This is a genomic window from Catenulispora sp. EB89 (assembly GCF_041261445.1).
GTDB lineage: Bacteria > Actinomycetota > Actinomycetes > Streptomycetales > Catenulisporaceae > Catenulispora.
The window spans coordinates 230684-252635 of record NZ_JBGCCU010000012.1 but is presented as its reverse complement, the minus strand read 5'-3'; the positions used below and the strand labels follow the sequence as shown (position 1 = coordinate 252635).

The 21952-nt window shown below is 71.5% G+C and carries 21 protein-coding genes and 1 riboswitch; of the genes, 12 read left to right on the top strand and 9 right to left on the bottom strand.

What is annotated here, in order from left to right; translation table 11 throughout:
- Positions 1 to 19 precede the first annotated feature (19 nt).
- The 3 genes from ABH920_RS25570 to ABH920_RS25560 all read left to right on the top strand — a co-directional run bounded on the left by ABH920_RS25570 (position 20) and on the right by ABH920_RS25560 (position 2360).
- Positions 20 to 871: an SAM-dependent methyltransferase gene (locus ABH920_RS25570; RefSeq protein WP_370351655.1), complete on the top strand. Its 852-nt coding sequence runs from the start codon at positions 20 to 22 to the stop codon at positions 869 to 871.
- Position 872: 1 nt separating this feature from the next.
- Positions 873 to 1973, top strand: coding sequence for an NAD(+)/NADH kinase (locus tag ABH920_RS25565; RefSeq protein WP_370351654.1), 1101 nt, complete (start codon positions 873 to 875; stop codon positions 1971 to 1973).
- A gap of 138 nt (positions 1974 to 2111) precedes the next feature.
- Positions 2112 to 2360 carry a hypothetical protein gene (locus ABH920_RS25560; protein ID WP_370351653.1) on the top strand — a complete coding sequence of 83 codons (249 nt, stop codon included), beginning with the start codon at positions 2112 to 2114 and terminating at the stop codon, positions 2358 to 2360.
- Between the two features lie 9 nt (positions 2361 to 2369).
- On the opposite strand, the gene ABH920_RS25555 is transcribed toward ABH920_RS25560, so the two are convergent.
- The 4 genes from ABH920_RS25555 to ABH920_RS25540 all read right to left on the bottom strand — a co-directional run bounded on the left by ABH920_RS25555 (position 2370) and on the right by ABH920_RS25540 (position 7118).
- Positions 2370 to 2828, bottom strand: coding sequence for an SgcJ/EcaC family oxidoreductase (locus ABH920_RS25555; RefSeq protein ID WP_370351652.1), 459 nt, complete (start codon positions 2826 to 2828; stop codon positions 2370 to 2372).
- 4 nt (positions 2829 to 2832) lie between these two features.
- A complete protein-coding gene (locus ABH920_RS25550) occupies positions 2833 to 3798 on the bottom strand; it encodes a helix-turn-helix domain-containing protein (RefSeq protein WP_370351651.1) in 966 nt (321 codons plus the stop codon).
- Between the two features lie 85 nt (positions 3799 to 3883).
- On the bottom strand, positions 3884 to 5044 hold the full coding sequence (locus ABH920_RS25545; RefSeq protein WP_370351650.1) for a putative PEP-binding protein: 1161 nt from the start codon (positions 5042 to 5044) through the stop codon (positions 3884 to 3886).
- A 55-nt stretch (positions 5045 to 5099) separates the two neighbouring features.
- Positions 5100 to 7118, bottom strand: a complete 2019-nt coding sequence (locus tag ABH920_RS25540; RefSeq protein ID WP_370351649.1) for an FAD/NAD(P)-binding protein — start codon at positions 7116 to 7118, stop codon at positions 5100 to 5102.
- Between the two features lie 117 nt (positions 7119 to 7235).
- Between ABH920_RS25540 and ABH920_RS25535 the strand changes: the two genes are divergently transcribed.
- Together ABH920_RS25535 and ABH920_RS25530 are read left to right on the top strand one after the other, a co-directional pair.
- Positions 7236 to 7472 carry a hypothetical protein gene (locus ABH920_RS25535; RefSeq protein ID WP_370351648.1) on the top strand — a complete coding sequence of 79 codons (237 nt, stop codon included), beginning with the start codon at positions 7236 to 7238 and terminating at the stop codon, positions 7470 to 7472.
- Positions 7473 to 7569: 97 nt separating this feature from the next.
- Positions 7570 to 8568: an SDR family oxidoreductase gene (locus ABH920_RS25530; RefSeq protein ID WP_370351647.1), complete on the top strand. Its 999-nt coding sequence runs from the start codon at positions 7570 to 7572 to the stop codon at positions 8566 to 8568.
- A 43-nt stretch (positions 8569 to 8611) separates the two neighbouring features.
- On the opposite strand, the gene ABH920_RS25525 is transcribed toward ABH920_RS25530, so the two are convergent.
- On the bottom strand, positions 8612 to 9313 hold the full coding sequence (locus ABH920_RS25525; protein WP_370351646.1) for a TetR/AcrR family transcriptional regulator: 702 nt from the start codon (positions 9311 to 9313) through the stop codon (positions 8612 to 8614).
- Positions 9314 to 9381: 68 nt separating this feature from the next.
- Between ABH920_RS25525 and ABH920_RS25520 the strand changes: the two genes are divergently transcribed.
- From ABH920_RS25520 to ABH920_RS25510, 3 genes are all read left to right on the top strand, one after another.
- Positions 9382 to 10617 carry a saccharopine dehydrogenase family protein gene (locus ABH920_RS25520; RefSeq protein WP_370351645.1) on the top strand — a complete coding sequence of 412 codons (1236 nt, stop codon included), beginning with the start codon at positions 9382 to 9384 and terminating at the stop codon, positions 10615 to 10617.
- A 167-nt stretch (positions 10618 to 10784) separates the two neighbouring features.
- Positions 10785 to 12482 carry an FAD-dependent oxidoreductase gene (locus ABH920_RS25515; protein ID WP_370351644.1) on the top strand — a complete coding sequence of 566 codons (1698 nt, stop codon included), beginning with the start codon at positions 10785 to 10787 and terminating at the stop codon, positions 12480 to 12482.
- Positions 12479 to 13987: an ATP-binding protein gene (locus tag ABH920_RS25510; protein ID WP_370351643.1), complete on the top strand. Its 1509-nt coding sequence runs from the start codon at positions 12479 to 12481 to the stop codon at positions 13985 to 13987. The genes ABH920_RS25515 and ABH920_RS25510 overlap by 4 nt, the downstream gene beginning before the upstream one ends.
- Before the next feature lie 49 nt (positions 13988 to 14036).
- Here the strand turns inward: ABH920_RS25510 and ABH920_RS25505 are convergent, their stop codons facing one another.
- The 4 genes from ABH920_RS25505 to ABH920_RS25490 form a co-directional block, all read right to left on the bottom strand.
- Positions 14037 to 14543 carry a copper chaperone PCu(A)C gene (locus tag ABH920_RS25505; RefSeq protein WP_370351642.1) on the bottom strand — a complete coding sequence of 169 codons (507 nt, stop codon included), beginning with the start codon at positions 14541 to 14543 and terminating at the stop codon, positions 14037 to 14039.
- The gene (locus tag ABH920_RS25500) at positions 14540 to 16762 is read right to left on the bottom strand and encodes a heavy metal translocating P-type ATPase (protein WP_370351714.1); all 2223 of its coding nucleotides are present in this window, start codon (positions 16760 to 16762) and stop codon (positions 14540 to 14542) included. Before ABH920_RS25500 ends, ABH920_RS25505 begins: the two co-directional genes overlap by 4 nt.
- 35 nt (positions 16763 to 16797) lie before the next feature.
- Complete coding sequence (locus ABH920_RS25495; RefSeq protein ID WP_370351641.1) at positions 16798 to 17001, bottom strand: hypothetical protein; 204 nt, start codon at positions 16999 to 17001, stop codon at positions 16798 to 16800.
- A 141-nt stretch (positions 17002 to 17142) separates the two neighbouring features.
- On the bottom strand, positions 17143 to 17979 hold the full coding sequence (locus ABH920_RS25490) for a DsbA family protein (RefSeq protein WP_370351640.1): 837 nt from the start codon (positions 17977 to 17979) through the stop codon (positions 17143 to 17145).
- A 172-nt stretch (positions 17980 to 18151) separates the two neighbouring features.
- Positions 18152 to 18355: riboswitch (cobalamin riboswitch) on the top strand.
- A 28-nt stretch (positions 18356 to 18383) separates the two neighbouring features.
- Between ABH920_RS25490 and ABH920_RS25485 the strand changes: the two genes are divergently transcribed.
- From ABH920_RS25485 to ABH920_RS25470, 4 genes are all read left to right on the top strand, one after another.
- A complete protein-coding gene (locus tag ABH920_RS25485) occupies positions 18384 to 19502 on the top strand; it encodes a HoxN/HupN/NixA family nickel/cobalt transporter (RefSeq protein WP_370351639.1) in 1119 nt (372 codons plus the stop codon).
- Between the two features lie 40 nt (positions 19503 to 19542).
- Entirely contained in the window at positions 19543 to 20136 is a 594-nt protein-coding gene (locus ABH920_RS25480) for a hypothetical protein (protein ID WP_370351638.1), read from the top strand.
- Between the two features lie 67 nt (positions 20137 to 20203).
- Positions 20204 to 20764: a sigma-70 family RNA polymerase sigma factor gene (locus ABH920_RS25475; protein WP_370351637.1), complete on the top strand. Its 561-nt coding sequence runs from the start codon at positions 20204 to 20206 to the stop codon at positions 20762 to 20764.
- Positions 20765 to 20804: 40 nt separating this feature from the next.
- The gene (locus ABH920_RS25470) at positions 20805 to 21914 is read left to right on the top strand and encodes an ABC transporter substrate-binding protein (RefSeq protein WP_370351636.1); all 1110 of its coding nucleotides are present in this window, start codon (positions 20805 to 20807) and stop codon (positions 21912 to 21914) included.
- Positions 21915 to 21952 lie beyond the last annotated feature (38 nt).

The following is a 21952-nucleotide window of genomic DNA, read 5'->3' as shown; positions in this document are numbered from 1 at the left end:
GAGACGCCACAATCGGACCATGGACTCCATCGACGCGGCCGAGTTGGCCTTGAGCCTGCCCGAAGTCGACCCCAGCCGGCCGAGCATCGCGCGGATCTACGACTTCTGGCTGGGCGGTTCGCAGAACTTCGAAGCCGACCGCGAAGCCGGACGCCGCGCCGCCGAGGCGCTGCCCTCGCTGCCGGCGTGGGCGAAGGCGAACCGCGTGTTCCTCAGGCACATCGTCGGCGAACTGGTCACGACGTACGGCGTCCGCCAGTTCCTCGACCTCGGCTCGGGAGTCCCCACGGTCGGCAACGTCCACGAGGTCGCGCAGGCCGTCGACCCCGCGGCGACGGTCGTCTACATCGACATGGACCCGGTCGCCATCGCCCACGCCCGGGCCCTGCTCGCCGGCAACGCCACCGCGCACGCGGCGCTGGCGGACCTGCGCGAGCCGCAGGTCGTGCTGGACCACCCGGTCGTGCGCGACAACATCGACTGGAGCAAGCCGGTCGCGGTGCTGATGTTCGCGGTGCTGCACTTCATCGCCGACGACGAGCAGGCCGCACAGATCGTGCGCGCGTTCATGGAGCCGTGCGCGCCGGGCAGCTACCTGGCCATCTCGCACGGCGGCTACGACCACAACGCCTTGGAGGCGCAGCAGCAGGCGGCCCAGAACTACGTCCAGCGCACCGGCGTGCCGTTCACGGCGCGGAGCGCCGAGCAGATCGCGCCGTGGCTCAAGGGCCTGGAGATCGAGCCGCCGGGACTGGTCAACGTCGACGTGTGGTTGCCGAGCTTGCGGGAGGGCGGCAATCCGGTGCCGCCCAGCCTCGGCGTGCTCGCTCGGAAGCCGATCAGCGCGGGCGACGAGAAGCGGGGAGTCTGAGGTGACCGTGAAGCGAATCGGCCTGGTCGTGCACGGCGGGCGGGCCGAGGCTCCGGCCGCGTGCGAACTGGTGCGCAAGTGGTCTGCCGAGCGCGGCATCACCTGTACTGACATCGATGTCTGGCACAACCGGCGGCGCAACGCGAAGGACGAGGTCGAGGCCGCCGGCAACCCGGACCTGATCGTCACGCTCGGCGGGGACGGCACGTTCCTGCGCGGCGCGCGGCTGGCCGCCGCGAACGACGCGCTGCTGCTGGGCATCGACCTGGGACGCGTGGGCTTCCTGACGGAGGTGCCGATCTCGGAGATCACCACGGCGCTGGACGCCGTGTGGGAGCACCAGATCACGATCGACAGCCGCATGCTGCTGACGCTGCGGGTCTCGCGCCGGCTGGAGCTGCCGGACGACATGGAGCGCTGGGCGTCGGTGTACGGCCGCGGCTCGCTGCTGCCCGCGCCGAAGGTGCGCGACGACGGAGTGGCCTGCGACGAGTGGGGCATCCCGCTCAACGTCTCCGGCGTCAACGACATCGTGTTGGAGAAGCTGTCGCGGGACCACCAGATCTCGGTCGGCGTGTACGTCGGCGGCCACCTGCTCGCCGCCTACTCCGCCGACGCGCTGGTGGTGGCCACGCCGACCGGCTCGACCGCGTACAGCTTCGCCGCCGGCGGCCCGATCGTCTCCCCGCGCGCCGAGGCGATCGTGTTCACGCCGGTCGCGCCGCACATGGCGTTCGACCGGTCCGTGGTCGTCGGCCCCGACGAGCCGGTCGGGCTGCGGCTGCTCGAACGCTCCGGCAACGCCGCGGTGACCATCGACGGCCAGCTGCGCGGGCTGCTGGAGCCGGACGACTGGATCGGGGTGTACGCGGCGCAGCGCCGGCTCCGGGCCGTGCGCCTGGGACCGACGAACTTCTACGGCCGCCTGCGGGAGCGCATGAACCTCACCGACGCCCCGGCGGCCGTGGCGGACGGGTTCGCAGGGCCGATCTGGTCCTTCACCACGCCCCCGCCGGCCGACATGTCGCACCTGACGCTGGCCATAGACGAACTGGCCATAGACGAAGTTGACGAAGTGGACGAGGACGACGTCAGCATCTGAAGCGCTACCGGGGACGCCGGGCCGTGCGGTATAACCGCCTTGACGAATCAGAACTCTGATGATCGCGGAACTCTGATCATCAGGGCTCTGGGACTCATGCCGCACCATCCGCCGTGTCGCCACCACCCGGGAGGTCCCATGTTCCGCCGCACCCTGACCGCGGCCGCCGCCGTCACGCTCACCGTGGCCGCCGCCTCCGTCATCCCCGCCGCCACCGCGCAGGCCCACCCGGCGTGCAGCGCCGGGGTGACGTGGTGCCTGTGGACCGTCTACCAGGACCCCGCGCACACGGTCTACGTTGGCGAGCGCGGCTACAACTGCAGCGGCACGTGGTTCACGACCGGCACTCAGACCGGGTACGTGGTGTTCCAGATCCTGCCCTGCTGAACGACGCTGTCAGCCGGCGGCCGGGGACTGCTGCCCGCCGGCCGCCAGGGACTCCAGCGCCGCCATGGACTCCATGGAGAGGATCCGCGCGTTCTCCAGCGCCACGACCACCCAGCGGTCCTCCTGCCAGGCCATGACGTACAGCTGCATCGAAAAGCGGGTCGCCGGCGGCTCCGTCTCCCCCGGCATCAGCATGCCGACGCGGCTGTTCACGACACCGGTGTCCGGGCCGACGAGCCGGGCGAACCCGATCTCGCTGCGCACCAGCTGGGAGCCCTTGATCACCGTGTCGAAGAGCATCTGGTGGGCGGCGATCATCTCCGCGCGGCCGCGATAGATGGTGCCTTCGAGCTCGGCGAAAAGGGCGTCCTCGGCGAAGTCGGCGAAGAAGCCGGGGACGTCCCCGCGGTTCCAGGCCTCGTACATCCGGCCCGGAATGGCGCTCATCGCCTCGATCGACCGTTCCATGTGATCACCCTTCTGTGATGTGTACGCCTCCATCGTCGCCGGGCCCGCCGGCGGCCACCTTGACTTTCCGTGCCCGGTTACCGGACGTCAGTGCCGCCGCGTTGTAGCCGTAGGTCGCCTTGAAGAGCCTGCTGAAGTGCGCCGGATCGGCGAAGCCCCAGCGCGCCGCGACCGCCTCGACCGTGCGGCCGCCGCGCGCCAGCTCGGCGCGGCACTGCTCCAGCCGGCGCCGGCGGATGAGCGCCGCGACGGTCAGCGGCTGGTCTTCGAAGAGCTTGTGCAGCCGGCATACGGAGATGTGGTGGGCCGCCGCGATCGAGCCCGGGGCGAGGTCCCGGTCGGACAGCCGGGCCTCGATGTAGCCGACGACGCGGTCACACAACGCCTCGTCGGGTCCCGGACGCACGTCGTCCAGCCGGGACGCGAGCGCCACCGAGACCAGTTCGACCACCGCGGCCGCCGACCGGTGCGCCTCGGCGGCGCCGAAGCCGCCCAGCGAGCGCACCATGCCCCGCGCCAGCGCGGACACCAGGGCTCCGGGACCGCTGGTGCCGCTGACCCGCACCCCGGTCAGCCGGTCGGCGTCCCCGGGGCGGATCCGCAGCTCGCGCCGGGGCACGAGCATGGTCACGTGCCCGCAGGCGGTGCTGGCGAAGCGGACCGGCCGCGCCGGATCGATGAGGACCAGATCGGCCGGCCCGAGCTCGGCGACGGCGCCGCCCTGCTCGACGCGCGCACGTCCGCGCGTCATCAGCTCGATCTGCCACAGCTGCTCGTCCTCGGGCCGGGTGCGGCGAGCGTCCCGGAAGCACTCCCCCTCGGGCGTGACCAGCTCGATCACCTTGAGCGGCCCGAGGTCGCGCGCCACGAGCCCGGCCCGGAAGGCCCCCGCGTCGTGCCGTCGGCCGACCACCGGCGGCAGACCGCTCGCCGCGGCCGCTGCCTGGAAGCTCTCGATATCGGTGAACACCGTTCCAATGGTAAGGCCTGTATGTGAGCGTCTGTCTGTGATCACTTGCCCGGAGCGGCAGCACCCGGGCGTCGCCGGGGCCGCATCAGACCCCTGCGAACAGCTGCTGGAGCTCGGCCGTGCACATCATGTAGCCGTCCAGGGCCGGCAGCTGCCGCAGATAATGCACCAGGTCTGCGCGCAGCGCGAACACCCGCACCGGGGTGCCTGCCGTGTGCGCCGCGTCCACGACGCCGCGCACGCCGGCGAGGACCGCCGGGTGCCGGGTCTGGTAGGACTCCGCGACCAGGTGGTTGTTGCGGTCGGCGGCCAGGTAGAACTGCACCAGGTCCTTCGTGCCGACGAACAGTTCGCTGGCGCCGGCCGCGCAGATCGCCGGTGCCGCGTGCACGGCCGCCGGGGTTTCGATGAACGCGGCCACCGGCACTCCGGCCGGGAGTTGGAGGTGGTCGCGCAGCTGCGTGTATTCGTGTTCGTCGGTGAGGAACGGGACGGACAGGTGCACCCCGTCCGCCGCGCCGCCGAGGCGCTCCCGCAGCGAGCCGAGCGCGGCGTGCAGGGCGTCGCGGTAAGCGCTGGAGCCGAGGAGCCAGCGCGCGCCGTGCAGGCCCATCTCCGGGTTGGGTTCGGTCGCCACCGGGGCGGTGGTCACGTGTGCGGCGTGGTCGGAGCGGAGGTCGAGCAGCCGCAGCACGATGCGCTGGTCGGGCAGCAGCGCGGCGGCGAAGGCGCACAGCCGGTCGGCCAGGGCCCGTCCGTAGGCCACGGCCTGCGCCGGTCCGCCTTGCAGCGCGTCGAGCGGACGCAGGCCGGCGGCCAGGCACAGGAACTCCTCGCGGATGAAGAACGACTCCACGCGCTTGGCGTCCGGCCCGCAGGCGTTGATGGTCTCGATGTCCTGCAGGTCCGCGATGACCGCGCACAGCGAGCCGAGCTCGTCCAGCGCCGCGCCTTCGTCACGTGTCGGGGGCAGGTCGGCGTCCGTCCGGCTCCCGAGCAGGATCGACTCGCTCTCCAGGTGCAGCGTGACCTCGCCGTGGAGCCGCGCCAGGTCCGCGTGGTCGATCCTGAGCACCGGGATGCCCCGGCCGCGGCAGATGGACTGCATGTGGCCGGTGCGGCCGCCCGAGCTGCACACCACCGCGCGGGCGGAGACGATGGCGTCGTAGAGGTCCGCCTCCAGCCTCGGGGCGACGAGGATGGATCCCTCGATCGGTCTGCCGGTGTGGTTGCAGAATCCCTGCACGACACTCTGCTTGCCTCCGGACAGAAGCGATCCCTTGATACGCCGCCCGCTCAAATCAGCCCTCCGGATGTTCGATACCTGCCAGACCGAGCCGCCGGCGCAGCTGCCGGGGCGTCACGGAGACGTCGGTGAGCCGTTCGACGGCGGCCCGGTTCACGGCCGCCCGGACCAGGCGCTCACGGCGGGAGGCGTCGGCCGCGGCCGCGGCGGCCCGCGGGCCGCCGAGGGAGCGGATGCGGGCATCCAGCCGTGCGGCGAGCTGTTCCCGCTCTGCGCGCGCCCGTGTCGCCAACCTCCTCACCTCCAGTACTACAGCCTCGTCGAATACGGTCCGGACCGCTTGTCCGATATTGCCGAATTCCTCCGGGTCCGCCGATTCGCCCACGGATTCGCCCGCGGATACGTCCGCAGATTCGTCCGTCCCCGCGCGCCGGCCATCGTCGAACTCGCCGAGTTTCCCGAGCTCAAGCAGCTCCAGCGCGTGCGCGGCGACCGTGATCGACTGGTTCTTGATGGTGGCCAGATTGAAGGCGAACGCGCCGGTCCGGCCGTTGCGTACGATCTCGTCGCCCTCGCGCGGCACGCCGGCGGCGAAGACCGGGCCGATCGGCTCGCCGTCGCGGCCGAGCAGCCTGCCGTGGGCGTCCACTTCCACACCGCGGCCGGTGCGGCGGTGCGGGACCGCGAGTCCTTTCGCCTGGAGATTGCGCCACAGCGGCTGGGTCACGCGGCCGTAGTCGGGCTCCCGGGCGAAGTTGGAGACGACCAGATCGGCTTCGATTATTTGAGGGTCCTGAGACTCCGGCGACGCGATGCCGACGGCCAGCCGCCCCGACTCCCCCGGCGTGATCGTCCCGACCCGGCCGACGACCAGCCGCACCCTTCCGTCCGACGGCAGCATCGCATGGTCGATGACTGACATGGTGTACTCCACGGCGCACACGCGCAGCGCGGAGATCGCCGTGCCGAACTCGTCGAGCAGGCTGCGCAGTTCGGCGGAGGGGATCTGCTCGATCACCTCGGGGCAGTACGGCTCCCACGCCTTGGCCACCCGCTCGGTGACCACCGCCGGATCGATGTCGGGATGGTCCCGGGCGACCGCCGCGCAGGCCGCGTCCCACTCCGACCGCAGGCGCGCCAGGAACTCCTCCCGGTCGCGGTACGGCTTCAGCAGATCGCGCGGGCACGGCAGCCGGACCACGTCGTGCTCGTGGTCCTCGGGGTACGTCCGGAAGATGGTCCCGCTCCCGGAGATCAGGTGGATGGTTCCGGTGTGGCCCTGGCGCAGCAGCAGAGCGGCCGAGTCGTACGCGCTCAGCACGGATCCGACGATCGCCACCGTCGCCTCCGGCGCGAGACCTGCGAGCGTGCGGATGCCGGCCGCGGAGTACGGATCGCGCACGAAGGCCGCGTGGCCGAGCACGCCGGCGGCGAAGGGCGGCTCCCGCAGTTCCAGCCCGGTCGCCAGGATGACTTCGTCGAACCACAGAACCTCGGCTGCGTCTGCGGCTGCGTCACCGGCTCGGGCTCCGGCTCCGGCTCCGGCTCCGGCTCTGGCTCCGGCCACCGCACCGGACTCAGGCTCCTGATCGCGCGGCGCGTACCCCCGCACCGTCACCTCGACCCCGTCCGCCCGCACGTCCAGATCGACGGCCTCGCCGTCGGCCTCCACCAGCACGACGCCGACCAGAGCCTCCTGCCTGGCCTGCTCCAGCCGCTCGGCCAGGTAGTCCTGAAAGATCCGCCGCGGCGCGGGCCCCTGCTCCACGAACTCGAAGTCCGACCACGGCGCCGGCCAGCCGCTCCGGTCGGCCTCGACGTTCGCCCAGCGCACGAAGTCGAGCACGTCCTCCCGGAACGCCGACATCCGGCCCGCCTGGACGTTGAAGACGTGGTCCCAGGGGTTGCCGTCGCGATGGTAGGCGACGCCGGCGCACCGGTAGTCGGCGCGCCGTTCGAGCAGCACGACCTCCAGCGGACCGCGGGCGAAGCACAGCAGTCGGATCGCGGTGGCGGTACCCGCCAGGCCGGCGCCGACGACGAGGATTCTGGGGCGGACAGCAGTACGGATCATTGGCAGGACCCTCTGGTACGGCGACGACCCGGCACCGTTGGCCCGACCGGGAGCGTTCGCTGCTGACACGGACTGTATCCGAATCAGGGTACTGAGGATCAGGGGTGCTGTCGCCGCTTGTCCGCAGTTGGCGCGGTGCGCCGAGCGCCGCCGAGCGGTGCTCGACGCGGCGATGCGGTTGCCCGTGGAACAGGGCCTGGGCGCTCCGACGGGTATGATCTGCTCAACTACTTCGCCACCAAGACCGACCTGCTCAACGAGCTCTACCTGCACCTGAAGCAGGATCTGGCCGCCGCCGTGTGGAGCACCCCCTTCCCGGACGGGCCGCTGCACGATCGCGCCCTGGAGGGCTGAACCCGCTGGACCAGGTGGGGTGCGGAGGCTCCGGTGAAGCAGCGGGCGCTGATGGCGCTATCGCGGGTCCGGTCGCCGAGCCGAAGGGATACACATCATGAGCGGTGAGCACGTCCTGGTGACAGGCGGCAGCGGTTTTCTCGGCATGCACTGCATCGCGCGACTGCTCGACGACGGCTACCGCGTGAGCACGACGGTGCGCACTCCCGGCCGCGCCGAGCAGGTCCGGACGACACTCGCGGGCGATATCCGTTTCGTCACCGCGGACCTGACGAAGGACGAGGGCTGGGACGAGGCCGTCGCCGACGTGGACTACGTACTCCACGTCGCCTCGCCGTTCCCCGCGGCCCCGCCTGCGCACGAGGACGACCTGATCCGGCCGGCCCGCGACGGCGCGCTCCGCGTCCTGCGCGCCGCACAGCGTGCGGGGGTCCGGCGCGTGGTGCTGACGTCTTCCTTCGCGGCCATCGGCTACGGCCACGCACCCACCGACGTGCCCTACGACGAGAGCTCCTGGACCGACGTCGACGCCCCCGGCGTCACCGCGTACGCGAAGTCGAAGACCCTCGCCGAACGCGCCGCCTGGGACTTCGTCGAGCAGCAGGACGAGCTCGAACTGGCGGTCGTGAACCCCACCGGCATCCTCGGCCCCGTCCTGGGCCCCGGCGACGGAACCTCCGTGGCCGTGGTCGCGAACCTGTTGCAGGGCAAGCTCCCGCTGCTGCCGCGCGCCTCGGCCGGCATCGTGGACGTCCGCGACATCGCCGACCTGCACGTGCGCGCCATGACCGACCCGAAGGCCGCCGGCGAGCGCTTCCTCGGTACCGCGGGGCTGATGTCCTTGTCCGAGATGGCAGCCACCCTCAAGCAGGGCCTCGGCGCCGAGGCACGACGGGTTTCGACGCGGACGATCCCGGACTGGGTCGTGCGCCTGGCGGCACGGTTCGACGACAACGCGCGCCAGGCGGTTCCGATGATCGGGCGTCCGCACCGGGCCACCAGCGCCAAGGCGGAACAGCTGCTCGGTTGGACGCCGCGGCCGAAGGAAGAGGCGGTACTCGCGACCGGTCGCAGCATCCTGGCCAGGGCGCACTGACCGCAGCCCGGGCGTCCCAGGCGTCGACCCCGCAGCCCGGTCCTCAACCACCGAGTTCGGCCGCGGCCCCGGCCAGCAGCAGGTCCAGCGCCGCCGGATACGCGCTGTCATTCATCCGCGCGACCAGCAACGGGGCCGCGGCCGCGATGTGCGGATGCGTCGTCCCCGGCAGCCGCGCGTACGTGGCCTGCCACTGCCGCTCGTCCGCCTCCCGCGTCTCCTGCGGCAGCGCCAGCGAGGCCGCGTCCAGCGCCGCGAACGCCAGCGTCTGGTCGATGAACGCGTGGTAGATCCGCGCGGCGGCCTCGCCGTGGAAGCCCGCGTCGTGCAGGATGCCGAGGATGGTCTCGTCCGCGGCGATCTCGTGCGAGCGGCCCGACACCCGGTTCGCGGTGAGCTGCGCGGCCTGCGGGTGCGCCAGGTACGCGCGGTGGATCGCGGTCCCGAGCGCACGCAGGTCCGGCTGCCAGCGGCCGGTCGGCTGCCAGCCGGCCAGCGCCTGGTGGATCAGCTCGTCGGCGATCGCCAGGACCAGGTCGTCCATGCCGGCGAAGTAGCGGTAGACGGTGCTCGGGTCCGCGCCGAGCGCCAGCCCGAGGCGGCGCGCGGACAGTCCCTCGGCGCCGTGCTCGGCCAGCATCCGCAGCGCCGTGGCGACGATCAGCTCGTGCGTCAGCACCGTCCCGGCCTTGGTGGGGCGGCGCCGGCGCCGCGCGGTCTCGGAGGTCACCGGTTTCGGGGGCATGGCGGCAGCGTAGCGCCTTATGCCAACACCATTGACGTTAGCGCGCGGCCGGCGGTTCGATCGGCGTCATGCGAATCCTCCTTGTGGGCGCCGGCGGCGTCGGCACCGCCGTGACCCGTATCGCCGCCCGCCGTTCCTTCTTCGAGCACTTCGTGGTCGCCGACTACGACCCGGCGCGGGCCGAGGCGGCGGTGGCGGCCGTGGCCGCGCTCGGCGACGACGCCCGCTTCGTCGCGGCCCAGGTCGACGCCTCCGACCGCGACGCCGTCCGCGCCCTGCTCGCCGAGCACCGCTGCGACGTGCTCCTCAACGCCACCGACCCGCGCTTCGTCCTGCCGCTGTTCGACGCCGCGCTCGCCGCCGGCGCCGACTACCTGGACATGGCGATGTCGCTGTCCCACCCGCACCCCGACCGTCCCTACGAAGAGTGCGGCGAAAAGCTCGGCGACGCCCAGTTCGCGCGCGCCGGGGAGTGGGAGAAGGCCGGGGCCCTGGCGCTGGTCGGGATCGGCGTCGAGCCCGGTCTGTCCGACGTCTTCGCGCGCTACGCCGCCGACGAACTCTTCGACGAGATCCACGAGATCGGCATCCGCGACGGCGCGAACCTGACCGTCGAGGGCTACGACTTCGCACCGTCGTTCAGCATCTGGACCACGATCGAGGAGTGCCTGAACCCGCCGGTGGTCTACGAGCGCGACCGCGGCTGGTTCACCACGGCACCGTTCAGCGAACCGGAGGTGTTCGACTTCCCCGAGGGCATCGGCCCGGTGGAGTGCGTGAACGTCGAGCACGAAGAGGTGCTGCTGGTCCCCCGCTGGGTCGACGCGAAGCGCGTGACCTTCAAGTACGGGCTCGGCGACGACTTCATCAGCAAGCTGAAGACCCTGCACGAACTCGGCCTGGACCGCACCGAACCCCTCGTCATCCCCAGCGACCGCGGCCCGGCCGCGGTGTCCCCGCGCGACGTCGTCGCCGCCGCGCTGCCGGACCCGGCCACGCTCGGCGACCGCATGCGCGGCAAGACCTGCGCGGGTACCTGGGTGACCGGCACGAAGGACGGCGCGCGCCGCGAGGTGTACCTCTACCACGTGGTCGACAACGAGTGGTCGATGCGCGAGTACGGCTCGCAGGCCGTGGTCTGGCAGACCGCGATCAACCCGGTGGTGGCGCTGGAGCTGTTGGCGACCGGGGTGTGGAGCGGCGCCGGGGTGTTGGGCCCGGAGGCCTTCGCGCCGCGGCCGTTCCTGGATCTGTTGGTGGCGTACGGCTCTCCGTGGGGGATCCGCGAGGACACGCAGGGGTGACTCAGGAGATAACGCAGAAGGTAACGCAGGGGCTCTAGAGGCGCCGTATTAGGGTTCGCGGAGTTCTTCAGCACTTGTCTTGCGAAAGCCCAGGCGGGGCTGCGAAACCGGCCCTGAACGGTCGCCCCGCCTGGCGCCGTCCGGCATAAGGATCTACCTTGTGCGCTGTGACCGAGGCAGCTTCCGCACCCCGAACTGTGATCCTCACGGTCGACGACGATCCGGGCGTGTCCCGCGCCGTCGCCCGGGATCTGCGCCGCCGCTACGGCAGCGACTACCGGATCGTGCGCGCGGAATCCGGCGCCGCGGCGCTCGAGGCGTTGCAGGAGCTCAAGCTGCGCGGCGACCTGGTGGCGCTGCTGATCGCGGACCACCGGATGCCGGAGATGAACGGCGTGGAGTTCCTGGAACGGGGCCTCGACGTCTTCCCGGCCGCCCGCAGCATCCTGCTGACCGCGTACGCCGACACCGACGCGGCGATCGACGCGATCAACATCGTCGACCTCGACCACTACCTGCTCAAGCCCTGGGACCCGCCGGAGACGAAGCTCTACCCGGTGGTCGACAGCCTGCTCGACTCCTGGCTCGCCGAGGACCACCGCGCCGTGCTGGAGACCCGCGTCGTCGGCCACCGCTGGTCGGCGCGCTCGACGCAGGTGCGCGAGTTCCTGGCCCGCAACCAGGTCCCCTTCCGCTGGTACGCCTCCGACGAGCCGGAGGGCCAGCGCCTGCTGCTGGCCGCCGGCCAGGACCCGGACGCGACCGGCGCGGACGCGCCGCGGCTGCCGCTGGTGATCGCGCCGGACGGCCAGACCCTGCTGGAACCGGACGACCAGGAGCTCGCCGACCACGTCGGACTGCGGACGACGCCGGCCGGGGAGTTCTACGACCTGATCGTCGTCGGCGGCGGTCCGGCGGGCCTGAGCGCCTCGGTCTACGGTGCGTCCGAAGGGCTGCGGACGGTCCTCGTCGAGCGCCTGGCGACCGGCGGGCAGGCCGGGCAGAGCTCGCGGATCGAGAACTACCTCGGGTTCCCCAACGGCGTCTCCGGTGCGCAGCTGACCGGCCGCGCGCGGCGCCAGGCGGCCAAGTTCGGCGCCGAGATCCTGACCGCGCGCGAGGTCGCCGGGCTGGAGATGTGCGGCTCCTCGCGCCTGGTGCGGTTCGCGGACGGGACGGCGATCGGCGCGCACACGGTCATCCTGGCGATGGGTGTGGAGTACCGGCGGCTGGAGGCGCCCGGGATCGACGAGCTCACCGGCAAGGGCATCGCCTACGGCTCGTCGCTGTCCGAGGCGCTGAACTGCGAGGGGCGGGACGTCTTCATCGTCGGCGGGGCGAACTCGGCCGGGCAGGCCGCGGTGTACCTGTCGCGGTTCGCGAAGTCGGTGACGCTGGTGGTGCGCGCCGAGTCGCTGGAAGCTTCGATGTCGTACTACCTGATCCAGCAGATCGCGCAGATCCCGACGATCGTGGTGCGGTCCGAGACCGAGGTCGTCGAGGCGCACGGCGAGGAGCACCTGGAGCGGCTGACGCTGCGGAACTCGGCCACCGGCGCGACCGAGGACGTGGACGCGCAGTGGCTGTTCGTGTTCATCGGCGCCGCTCCGACGACCGAGTGGCTCGACGGGGTCGTGGAACGCGACCGGCGCGGGTTCTTGCTCACCGGGCCGGACATCGCCGCGGGAGGTGGGGCGGTCAAGGGGTGGACGTTGGAACGTGCGCCTTATCTGCTGGAGACGAACGTGCCGGGGGTGTTCGCGATCGGGGATGTGCGGTCGGAGTCGACCAAGCGGGTCGCTTCGGCGGTGGGAGAGGGTGCGATGGCGGTCATGCTCGTGCACCGGTACGTGGAGAAGCTGTGAGCGCCGCGGGCTTGGGCGGCGGGGTGCCGCGGTCGTGCAGTGTCGAGGAGCTGCGCACCCTGTTCCTGTTCGAGAAGCTCGACGAGGAGCAGCTGAACTGGCTGTGCGAGCACGGCACCGTCGAGGCGTTCGAGCCCGGCCAGGTGTACGCCGAGGGCGAGGCGGCGCAGTGGTTCTACGTCCTGCTTGAGGGAACGGTCGTGCTGTCGCGGCGGGTCGGGGCCGACGACGTGGAGGTGACGCGGACCTCGCAGGTAGGCGTCTACAGCGGCGCGTTCCAGGCCTACCTCGGCGACCGGGTGCAGCAGATCTATCGGAACTCGTTGTCGGTGACGGTGCCGTCGCGGTTCTTCGTGGTCTCCGCCGAGCTGTTCTCGACGCTGATGCACGAGTGGTTCCCGATGGCGGTGCACCTGCTGGAGGGGTTGTTCTTCGGGACGCAGATCCAGCAGCAGATCGTCGGCGGCCGGGAACGGCTGCTGGCGCTCGGCGCGTTGTCCGCCGGGCTGACGCACGAGCTGAACAATCCGGCGGGTGCCGCGCTGCGCGCCGCGTCCGCGCTGCGCGAGGGTGTGGTCGGCGCGCGGGCCGATCTGGGCGCGATCGCGGCGCACGGCGAGCGGGCTCCGAGCCTGGCGGCGCTGGTGGCGGTGTTGGATCGCGCTACCGAGGCGGCTGCGCGGGGGAAGGCGTCGGTGAGTGGCCTCGGTCCGCTGGCGATCTCCGACCGCGAGGACGCGATGGCCGACTGGCTCGACGACCGGGGCGTCGAGAACGGGTGGCAGCTCGCGCCGACGTTCGTGCAGGCCGGGCTGGAGGCCGAGGATCTGGACCGGATCACGGGTGGTGTGGACGGCGGCTCGGGTGGCGGGGTGGACGACGGCTTGGACGACGGCGTGCTGCCGGCCGTGCTGTCGTGGCTGGCCCGAACGCTGGAGACCGAGGGTCTGACGGCCGAGATCGAGGAGGCGACGCACCGCGTCTCGGACCTGGTCGGCGCGGCGAAGCAGTACTCGCAGTTGGACCGTGCCTCGCAGCAGGAGGTGGACGTCCACGAGCTGCTGGACAGCACTGTGACGATGCTCGCGGGGAAGATCCCGGCCGAGGTGCGCGTCGTGAAGGACTACGGCACGGGCCTGCCGAAGGTCCCGGCGTATCCGGCGGAGTTGAACCAGGTCTGGACGAACCTGATCGACAACGCGGTCGCGGCCATGGCCGACGGCGGCACGCTGACGATCAGCACCAGCCTGGACCGGGAGCACCTGGTGGTCGAGTTCCGCGACACGGGGCCGGGCGTGCCCGACGAGATCAAGGGGCGGATCTTCGAGCCCTTCTTCACCACGAAGCCGGTGGGGAAGGGGACGGGGCTCGGGCTGGACATCTCGTGGCGGATCGTGGTCAGCAGGCACCATGGGGATCTGAGTGTCGAGTCGGTGCCGGGGGACACCCGGTTCCGGGTTCGGCTGCCGCTGCGGTGGAACGGGGACGGGGAGTCGGGCTCGTAGCCGGTCAGCCAGGTCAGCCGAGTCAGCCGAGTCAGCCGAGCAAGCCAAGTCAGCCGAGTCGGGCGTACAGGTCCTCGGGCCGGATCGCGATCGCGCTGACCGTGACGGTGCCGCTGTGGCGGAAGCGGAGCGTGAACGTGACCTGCTGGCCGGGGCGGAGGTCCGGCGGGTTCGCGATGACGACGTCGGCGACGTGCGGTGCCATCCGCAGCTCCCCGCGCGCCGGGATGGCGAGGCTCGCGACGGGGTCCGGCCGGCCTTCGGTGCCGACGTGCAGGTGACGGCTGAGTTCGACGTCCGGCGACACGGTCGAGGTGGCTCGGAGCAGGGTGTCGGGGACGTCGCCGGGGTTGCGCACCGTGAAGAACGCCGCGGTGGTCGTCGGGCTGGTGGGCACGAGGATCCACCCGGCGCTGACCCGCACCGGTCGCGGGGTGCCGGCGCGGCCGGCCGCGACCCAGCCGGTCAGGAGGGTGAGCGTGAGCCCGGCTGCCGCGATCGGAACCGCCGCCGCGCGGACGGCAGCCGTCCACCGCCGCGCGCCTGAGCCGGTCATCGCGCCCCTCCCCCGAGGCTGCGGCGCTGCGGCTGCCACGTGCGCAGCCGCAGGCTGTTGCCGACGACCAGCAGCGAGCTCGCGGACATCGCGGCGGCGGCCAGCATCGGGTTCAGCAGTCCGACGGCGGCCAGCGGGATGAGGACGAGGTTGTAGCCGAAGGCCCAGAGCAGGTTCGCGCGGATCGTGGACAGCGTGCGCCGGGCCAGGCACACGGCGTCGGCGACCAGGCCGATGTCGGCGCGCACCAGGGTCAGGCCGGCGGCGCCGATCGCGGCGTCCGTCCCGCCTCCCATGGCGACGCCCAGGTCGGCCGCGGCGAGTGCGACGGTGTCGTTGACGCCGTCGCCGACCACGGCCACGACGCGGCCGGTGGCGCGCAGGTCGGCGACGATCGCAGCCTTGCGTTCCGGCGAGGCCGAGTGGTGCACAGCGGTGATGCCCAGCTCACGCGCCACGGCGGCGGCCGCGCCCGGGCCGTCGCCGGTCGCCAGGACCGGTTCCAGTCCGAGGACTCGGAGCCGGCGCACGGTGCGGTAGGCGTCGGGGCGGAGGGTGTCGCCGATCGTGAGGATCGCTGCCGGGGCTCCGTCCACTTCGACCAGGACGGGGGTGCAGCCGCGTTCGTCGGCGTCGGCCAGCGCTGTACGGAGTGCTTCGGGTAGTTCGTGGGGCTCGTCAGGTCGTAGGACGCGGACTTCGTGGCCTTCGACCGTCGCGCCGACGCCGATACCGGGACGCGACCAGAAGTCTGCGACGTCGGGCAGCGCCGAGCCGCCGCTGTCCGGAGCCGTACGAAGCGCGGCAACAGCAACGGCAGCGGCGGTGACGGCGCGCGCCAAGGGGTGCTCGGAGCGCTGTTCGACGGCTGCGGCCAGCCGTAGTACCTCGGCGGCGTCGTGCCCCGGGGCCGGCGTGGTGGCGAGCAGCGTCATGCGGCCTTCGGTCAGCGTGCCGGTCTTGTCCAGGACGACGGTGTCCAGGTGCCGCAGCCGTTCCAGCACTTCGGGCCCCTTGACCAGGATGCCCAGCTGCGCGCCGCGTCCGGTGGCGGCCAGCAGCGCGGTCGGGGTGGCCAGGCCGAGCGCGCACGGGCAGGCGACGACCAGGACCGCGACGGCTGCGGTGATCGCGACCTGGGGCCGCGCTCCGGCGCCCTGCCAGAAGCCGAGGACGGTCGCGGCGATGGCCAGCACCGCCGGGACGAACACCGCGGCGACGGTGTCGGCGAGGCGCTGCGCGCGGGCTTTGCCGGTCTGGGCGTCTTCGACCAGGGCGGCGATGCGGGCCAGTCGGGTATCGGCGCCGATCGCGGTCGCGCGGACGAGGAGCGTGCCTCCGACGTTCATGGTGCCGCCGGCGACGCGGGCCCCCGGGCCGGCCTCGACGGGGACGCTCTCGCCGGTCAGCATGCTGAGGTCGAGCGCGGAGGCGCCTTCGACGACGATGCCGTCGGTGGCGACCTTCTCGCCGGGGCGGACCACGAACTCCTGGCCGGTGAGGAGTTGGTTCAGTGGGATCCAGCGCTCGTGGCCGTTGTCGCGGACGCAGACTTCTTTGACGCTCAGCTCGGCGAGGGAGCGGAGGGCTGATCCGGTCTGGCGTCGGGCTCGGCTTTCCAGATAGCGCCCGCAGAGGACGAACAAGGGCACGCCGACGGCTGCTTCCAGGTACATGTGCCCGGCACCGTCGCCGCCGCCACCAGCGCGGAGCGAGAAGCCCATGCGCATGCCGGGGTCGCCTGCGGTGCCGAAGAACAACGCGTAGACCGACCAGCCGAAGGACGCGAGGATGCCAAGGCTCACCAGGGTGTCCATGGTCGCGGTGGCGTGCCGCAGGTTGAGCAGGGCTCGGCGGTGGAAGGGCCAGGCGCCCCAGGTCACGACTGGCGCGGCGAGGAGGAAGCAGAACCATTGCCAGTTGCGGAACTGGAACGCCGGGATCATGGACAGGAGGATGACCGGCACGGCCATCGCGGCGACGCCGAGCAGGCGTTCGCGGTCGGTTGGCGGCTCGGGCTCCGACTCCGGCGGGGCGGCGGCGGAGACCAGGCACGCCGTGTATCCGGCCTGCTCGACCGCGGCGATCAGGTCCTGGACCGGGATGTGCGCCGGATGCAGGATGCGGGCCCGGCCGGTGGCCAGGTTCACGCCGGCCGAGACGCCGTCGACGCGGGCCAGGCGCCGTTCCACGCGACTGACGCATGCGGCGCAGGTCATGCCGCCGACTACGAGATCGGTGACGGTCGGGGCGCTCACCGCATGCCACCCATCCCCGGCATCCCCGGGGGTGGCTGTCGTCCGACCGGCGGCACGCCGGGAACCAGATCGGGGGCGACCGGCCCGGCCAGGTGCCCGATGCCCAGCGCCCCGGCGTACAACCCCGCCAACAGCACGACGAACGCCAGCACCCGGCCGGACCCGCTGAGCCGCCGGCCCAGCTCACGAAGCCGCCTCATGAACACCTACAAGCACTCGAAATCGTCGCGCGACCCGGGAAACGGGCACCCGTACGGTGCCGCGGACGGTGCGCTCTGAAGTGATAGTCGTAGGCGAACCCCGGCTGGTTCCCGACCCGCCGGGGGCAGTTCTCAGGACCGCTACGACAGCGCCGGCAGCCCCGCGCTCTGGAACACCTGCTTCAGCACCGCCGGGTCCGACCCGGCCAGCGACGACCCGTCCTTCGACGCCAGCCAGAAGTTGTTCGGCAGCGAGAGGGTCTTGCCGTCGAGCATCAGCGTCGGCGTCCCCTGGAGTTGCAGCGTGTTGAAGTCCGACCAGTTCTGCTGGACCAGGCCCTTGTACGTGCCGGCGTTGACGCACGTCTCGAACGCCGGCGTGTCCAGTCCCGGGACCTGCTTGGCCAGCGAGATCAGCGTCGCGGTGCTGCTGTAGCCGTCGGTGGTCTCGTCCGGCTGGTGGGCGAAGAGCACGTCGTGGTACTCGTCGAACTTCCCGGCGGCCGCGGCGCACGCGGCGGCGTTGCCGGACTGGAGCGAGCCGCTGCCGTTGTCGTGGGTGTCGATGAGGGTCACCGGGTGGAAGAGCACGCGCAGTGTTCCGTTGGCGACGTAGGCCTTGTAGACGGACGCCGATCCCGTCTCCAGCGCCTTGCAGTAGGGGCAGCGGAAGTCCTCGAAGATCGTCAGGGTGTGCGGGGCCGACGCGGGGCCGTAGGACAGGGCCGTCGCCTTGTTCGCGGGGTTCGCGTACTTGTCGGCGACCACGGAGCCGTCGGTCGGCGGGGTGTAGGCCTTCGGCTTGGCGGAGTTCGAACTCACCGCGAGCCCGACGCCGACGCAGACCCCGATCACCACCACTACCACCGCGAGTATGCCGAGCCTGCGGCGCTGCATGCTCTTGCGCTGCTGGGCCGCACGCTCGGCGGCGACCCGCACGCGTGCGGACTTCTCGTCCCGAGCTCCCTGATCGCTCATAGCCCCATCCCCACCCACGTCGAAGAATCCTGATCGGCAATGCGACAGTGCGGCCGTGCGACAGTGCGGCAATGCCCCCGGGATCTGACCACCGGAGGACGGCGGCGTCAAGCCGGAGGCGGATGTGGCGCACAAGCCAGAGGCCCCGCCTTGCCCGCCTCCGACCCGCTCGCTACGGTGACCATGCCGTGGTGCTCGGGAAGACCGGTGGAAAACCGGAGCGGCCCTCGCCACTGTGATCGGGAATGCACCGGCTCCACGCCGGCCGCGCTTGTCTGGCGCGGCGGCGGCCACTGGACGCGTGACGCGTCTGGGAAGGCGGGGCCGGGGCTTCGACCCGTCAGCCAGGAGACCGGCCACGGCACCGAACATCGACCATCCACGAGGTGCTGGAGGCGAGCCGCGTGAGCGTGCCTGCGAACCGTTCTGTCCGGGCTGTCCGGGATTCGTCCGCGGGGCCGGTGCGCTGGCTGCGGGGCGACTGGCTCCGGTTCGGCGGGTTGCTGGCGGTGATCGTGGCGATGCACGTGGCCGCGTTCGGGATCCTGGCCGGGTTGGTCGCGCCGCACCACTACACGGTCGGCAAGCAGGTCTTCGGCTTCGGGCTCGGCATCACCGCCTACACGCTCGGGATGCGCCACGCGTTCGACGCCGACCACATAGCCGCGATCGACAACACCACGCGCAAGCTGATGGCCGACGGGAAGCGGCCGGTGTCGGTCGGGTTCTGGTTCGCGCTCGGGCACTCGACCATCGTCGTCGCGCTGGCCGCCGGGATCGCCGCCGGGGCACGGCAGGCCACGAGCCTCACCGACGACAAGTCCGGCACGCGCCAGTCCCTCGGCGTGGTGTCCACGACCGCCTCCGGCACGTTCCTGTACCTGATCGGGATCCTGAACCTGGTCGCGCTGATCGGCATCTACAAGGTCTACAAGGCGATGCGCCGCGGCGAGTACGACGAGGCCGCGTTGACCGCGCAGCTGGACAAGCGCGGCTTCATGAACCGGATCCTGGGCCGGCTCACCAAGTCCATCACCCGGCCCGGCCAGATGTACCCGGTCGGCCTGCTGTTCGGCATCGGCTTCGACACCGCCACCGAAGTCCTGCTGCTCGCGCTGGCCGGCTCCAGCGCCGCCGCCGGGCTGCCCTGGTACGCGATCCTGTGCCTGCCGCTGCTGTTCACCGCGGGCATGACCCTGTTCGACACCCTCGACGGCACCTTCATGAACTTCGCCTACCACTGGGCCTTCTCCAACCCGATCCGCAAGGTCTACTACAACCTCACGATCACCGGCCTGTCGGTGGCCGTCGCCCTGGTCATCGGCAGCGTCGAGCTGATCGGCGTGGTCCACGACCAGTTCGGGTTCGCCAACCCGGTCACCGACTGGATCGCGAACCTGAACCTGAACAACGTCGGGTTCGTGATCGTCGGCGCGTTCGTGGCTGTCTGGGTGGCGGCGATCGCGTACTGGAAGATCGCGCGCGTTGAGCGGAGGTGGAACGCGGCCGGCGAGGAGGGCTAGCGGAAGCCCGGCGGCGTGCGGATGCGACGATGGCACCGTCATGAGTGTCGACTGGGGACTGCGCGCCGTGCGGTCTGCGATGTTCGCGGCCGTGTGCACGCTGCTGGCCACGGCCGCGCACTTGTCGATGTCCGGGCGGTCGGTGCCGTGGTGGGCGCTGGCCATCGCCGGTGAGGCGACTTTCGGGCTGGCCTGGCTGCTCTCTGCGAAACAGCGCGGCATCGTCCATGTCGTCGCCTTGACGATCGGTGCCCAAGCCGGGCTGCACGTCTGGTTCGAAGTCGGCCAGGTCCTGTCTCCCGCACCGGCCATGGCCGGAATGACCATGCCTGGCATGTCCTCAGACCCGGGCTTCCTCGGCTCCGACAGTTGGGGGATGCTTACCGCGCACCTCGCCGCCGCCACCGTAGTAGGCCTCTGGCTCGCGACCGGTGAACGCGCGGTCTTCCGGTTGCTGGCTTCGGCGGCGACCTTCCTTCTCCCGCCGCTGGCGCTGCTGTTCCGGGTGGTTGTTCCCGTGCCGCAGGCGCCCAGTGTGCCGGTTGTGAGCCAGAGTGCTGCGCCGCTGCGCCAGCTCCTGCTCGTCCACGTCATCATCTCCCGCGGGCCGCCGGCCGGGGTCGCCGTCCGGTAGACGGCCCTGTCCGGCGACGTGATCCCGCGTCGCCGTGTCTCTTTTTCTCCAGCAAGGACACACGGTGATGACCCCTGCGCTGAAACACCCGGTCGATCAAGCCGACGTCGACGCGCTGGCCCTGGCCGCCCGGGACGGCGACCCGGCCGCCGTCGAGCGCTTCATCCAGGCGACCAGGCCCGACGTGCGCCGCTACGTCGTGCGCCTGAGCGGCAGCCCGCAGGACGCCGACGACCTCACGCAGGACACGTACCTGCGGGTCCTGCGTGCGCTGCCGGCCTTCCAGGGCCGGTCGTCGGCGCAGACCTGGCTGCGCGCGATCGCCCGGCGCACCGTCGTCGACCGCATCCGCCGGGCCTCGGCCCGGCCGCGGCTCGCGGACACCGACGACTGGCTGGGCGCGGCCGAGCGTGCGCAGCCCGACGGGCTGCCCGGCTTCGAGGAGGGCGTGGTGCTGGCCCAGTTGGTCGCCGCGCTGCCCGAGGACCGCCGGACGGCGTTCGTGCTGACCGCGATGGTCGGCCTGCCGTACGACGAGGCCGCCCTCGTGATCGGAACCCCGATCGGGACCGTCCGGTCCCGCGTGTCCCGGGCCCGCAGCACGTTGGTCGCCTCGCTCGGGAACTGAAGCGCGGCCCGCCCCGACTACTCCTTCCGTGGAGCACAGGATGAAACTCTCGGGGCGGGCCTTCCTTGTCGGCACGGCAGCGTTCGCGCTGCTGGCGTCGCTCACCACCGCGTGTGGGAGCAGCGCGTCGTCCGGGACGGCCGCCGGAAACTCGGCAGGCATCACCGGCACGCAGCCGCCGACGACAACGCCGGCCAGGACCGCCTACCCGCTGACCATCGACAACTGCGGCCAGAAGATCACGTTCCAGAAGGCGCCGAGCCGGGTCCTGATCCTGAACGGCACATCGGTCGGCGAGGTCGAGAGCTTCATCATGCTCGGCCTGGACAAGACGATCCTGGCCGACGCCCAGCACTACGGCGTCTCCGACGACCCGGAGATGGTCGCGAAGATCGACGCACTCCCCACCGGCGGCCTGACGATGAACAAGAACTTCGACGTCCCCGCCGAACAGGTCCTCGCCGCCAGGCCGGACCTCGTCGTGTCCACCTGGGCCGGCGGCTTCGACGCCAAGAACGGCATGGCCACTCGGGGACAGCTCGCCGCGGCCGGGATCAACAGCCTGGTGAACCCGACCAACTGCGCTCAAGGCGATCCGAACGCCACCGGCGCCGAGAAGAAGGCCTTGGCGACCCAGGGCATCGACTCCTCCTTCGACTTCATGACCCTGCTCGGCCGGATCTTCGACGTCCAGCAGCGGGCCGCCGACCAGGTCACCGAGCTGCGCGACCGGATCGACGCGGTGCAGAAGTCGAACCCCGGAACGCCGCCCAAGAAGGTGCTGATCGCCTACCCCGGCATGTCGATGATGAACGCCAACGGCCTGCCCGCGATCATGACCGGCGGCATCTACGACAAGGTGATCGCCGCGGCCGGCGGCGTGAACTCCTTCGCCGGCAAGGACTCCGACACCACGCGCACCCTCAACGCCGAACAGCTCGCCGCCGCCGACGTGGACGTCCTGGTCGTCGGCGAGTTCACGCCGAGCGAGAAGCCGGACGCGGAGGCGGCGAAGCTGTTCGCCGCGTATCCGCAGTGGAACGCCTCGAAGACCAGGACCTACGCCGTGGCGTCCGACGGCGTGTATCTGGGTCCGATGAACGCGTGGGCTGTGGAGAAGATCTCGAAGGTGATCCGGGGCCGTGGCTGAGACGGCTGCTGAGGCGGTGGCTGAGGCTGCGGCTGAGA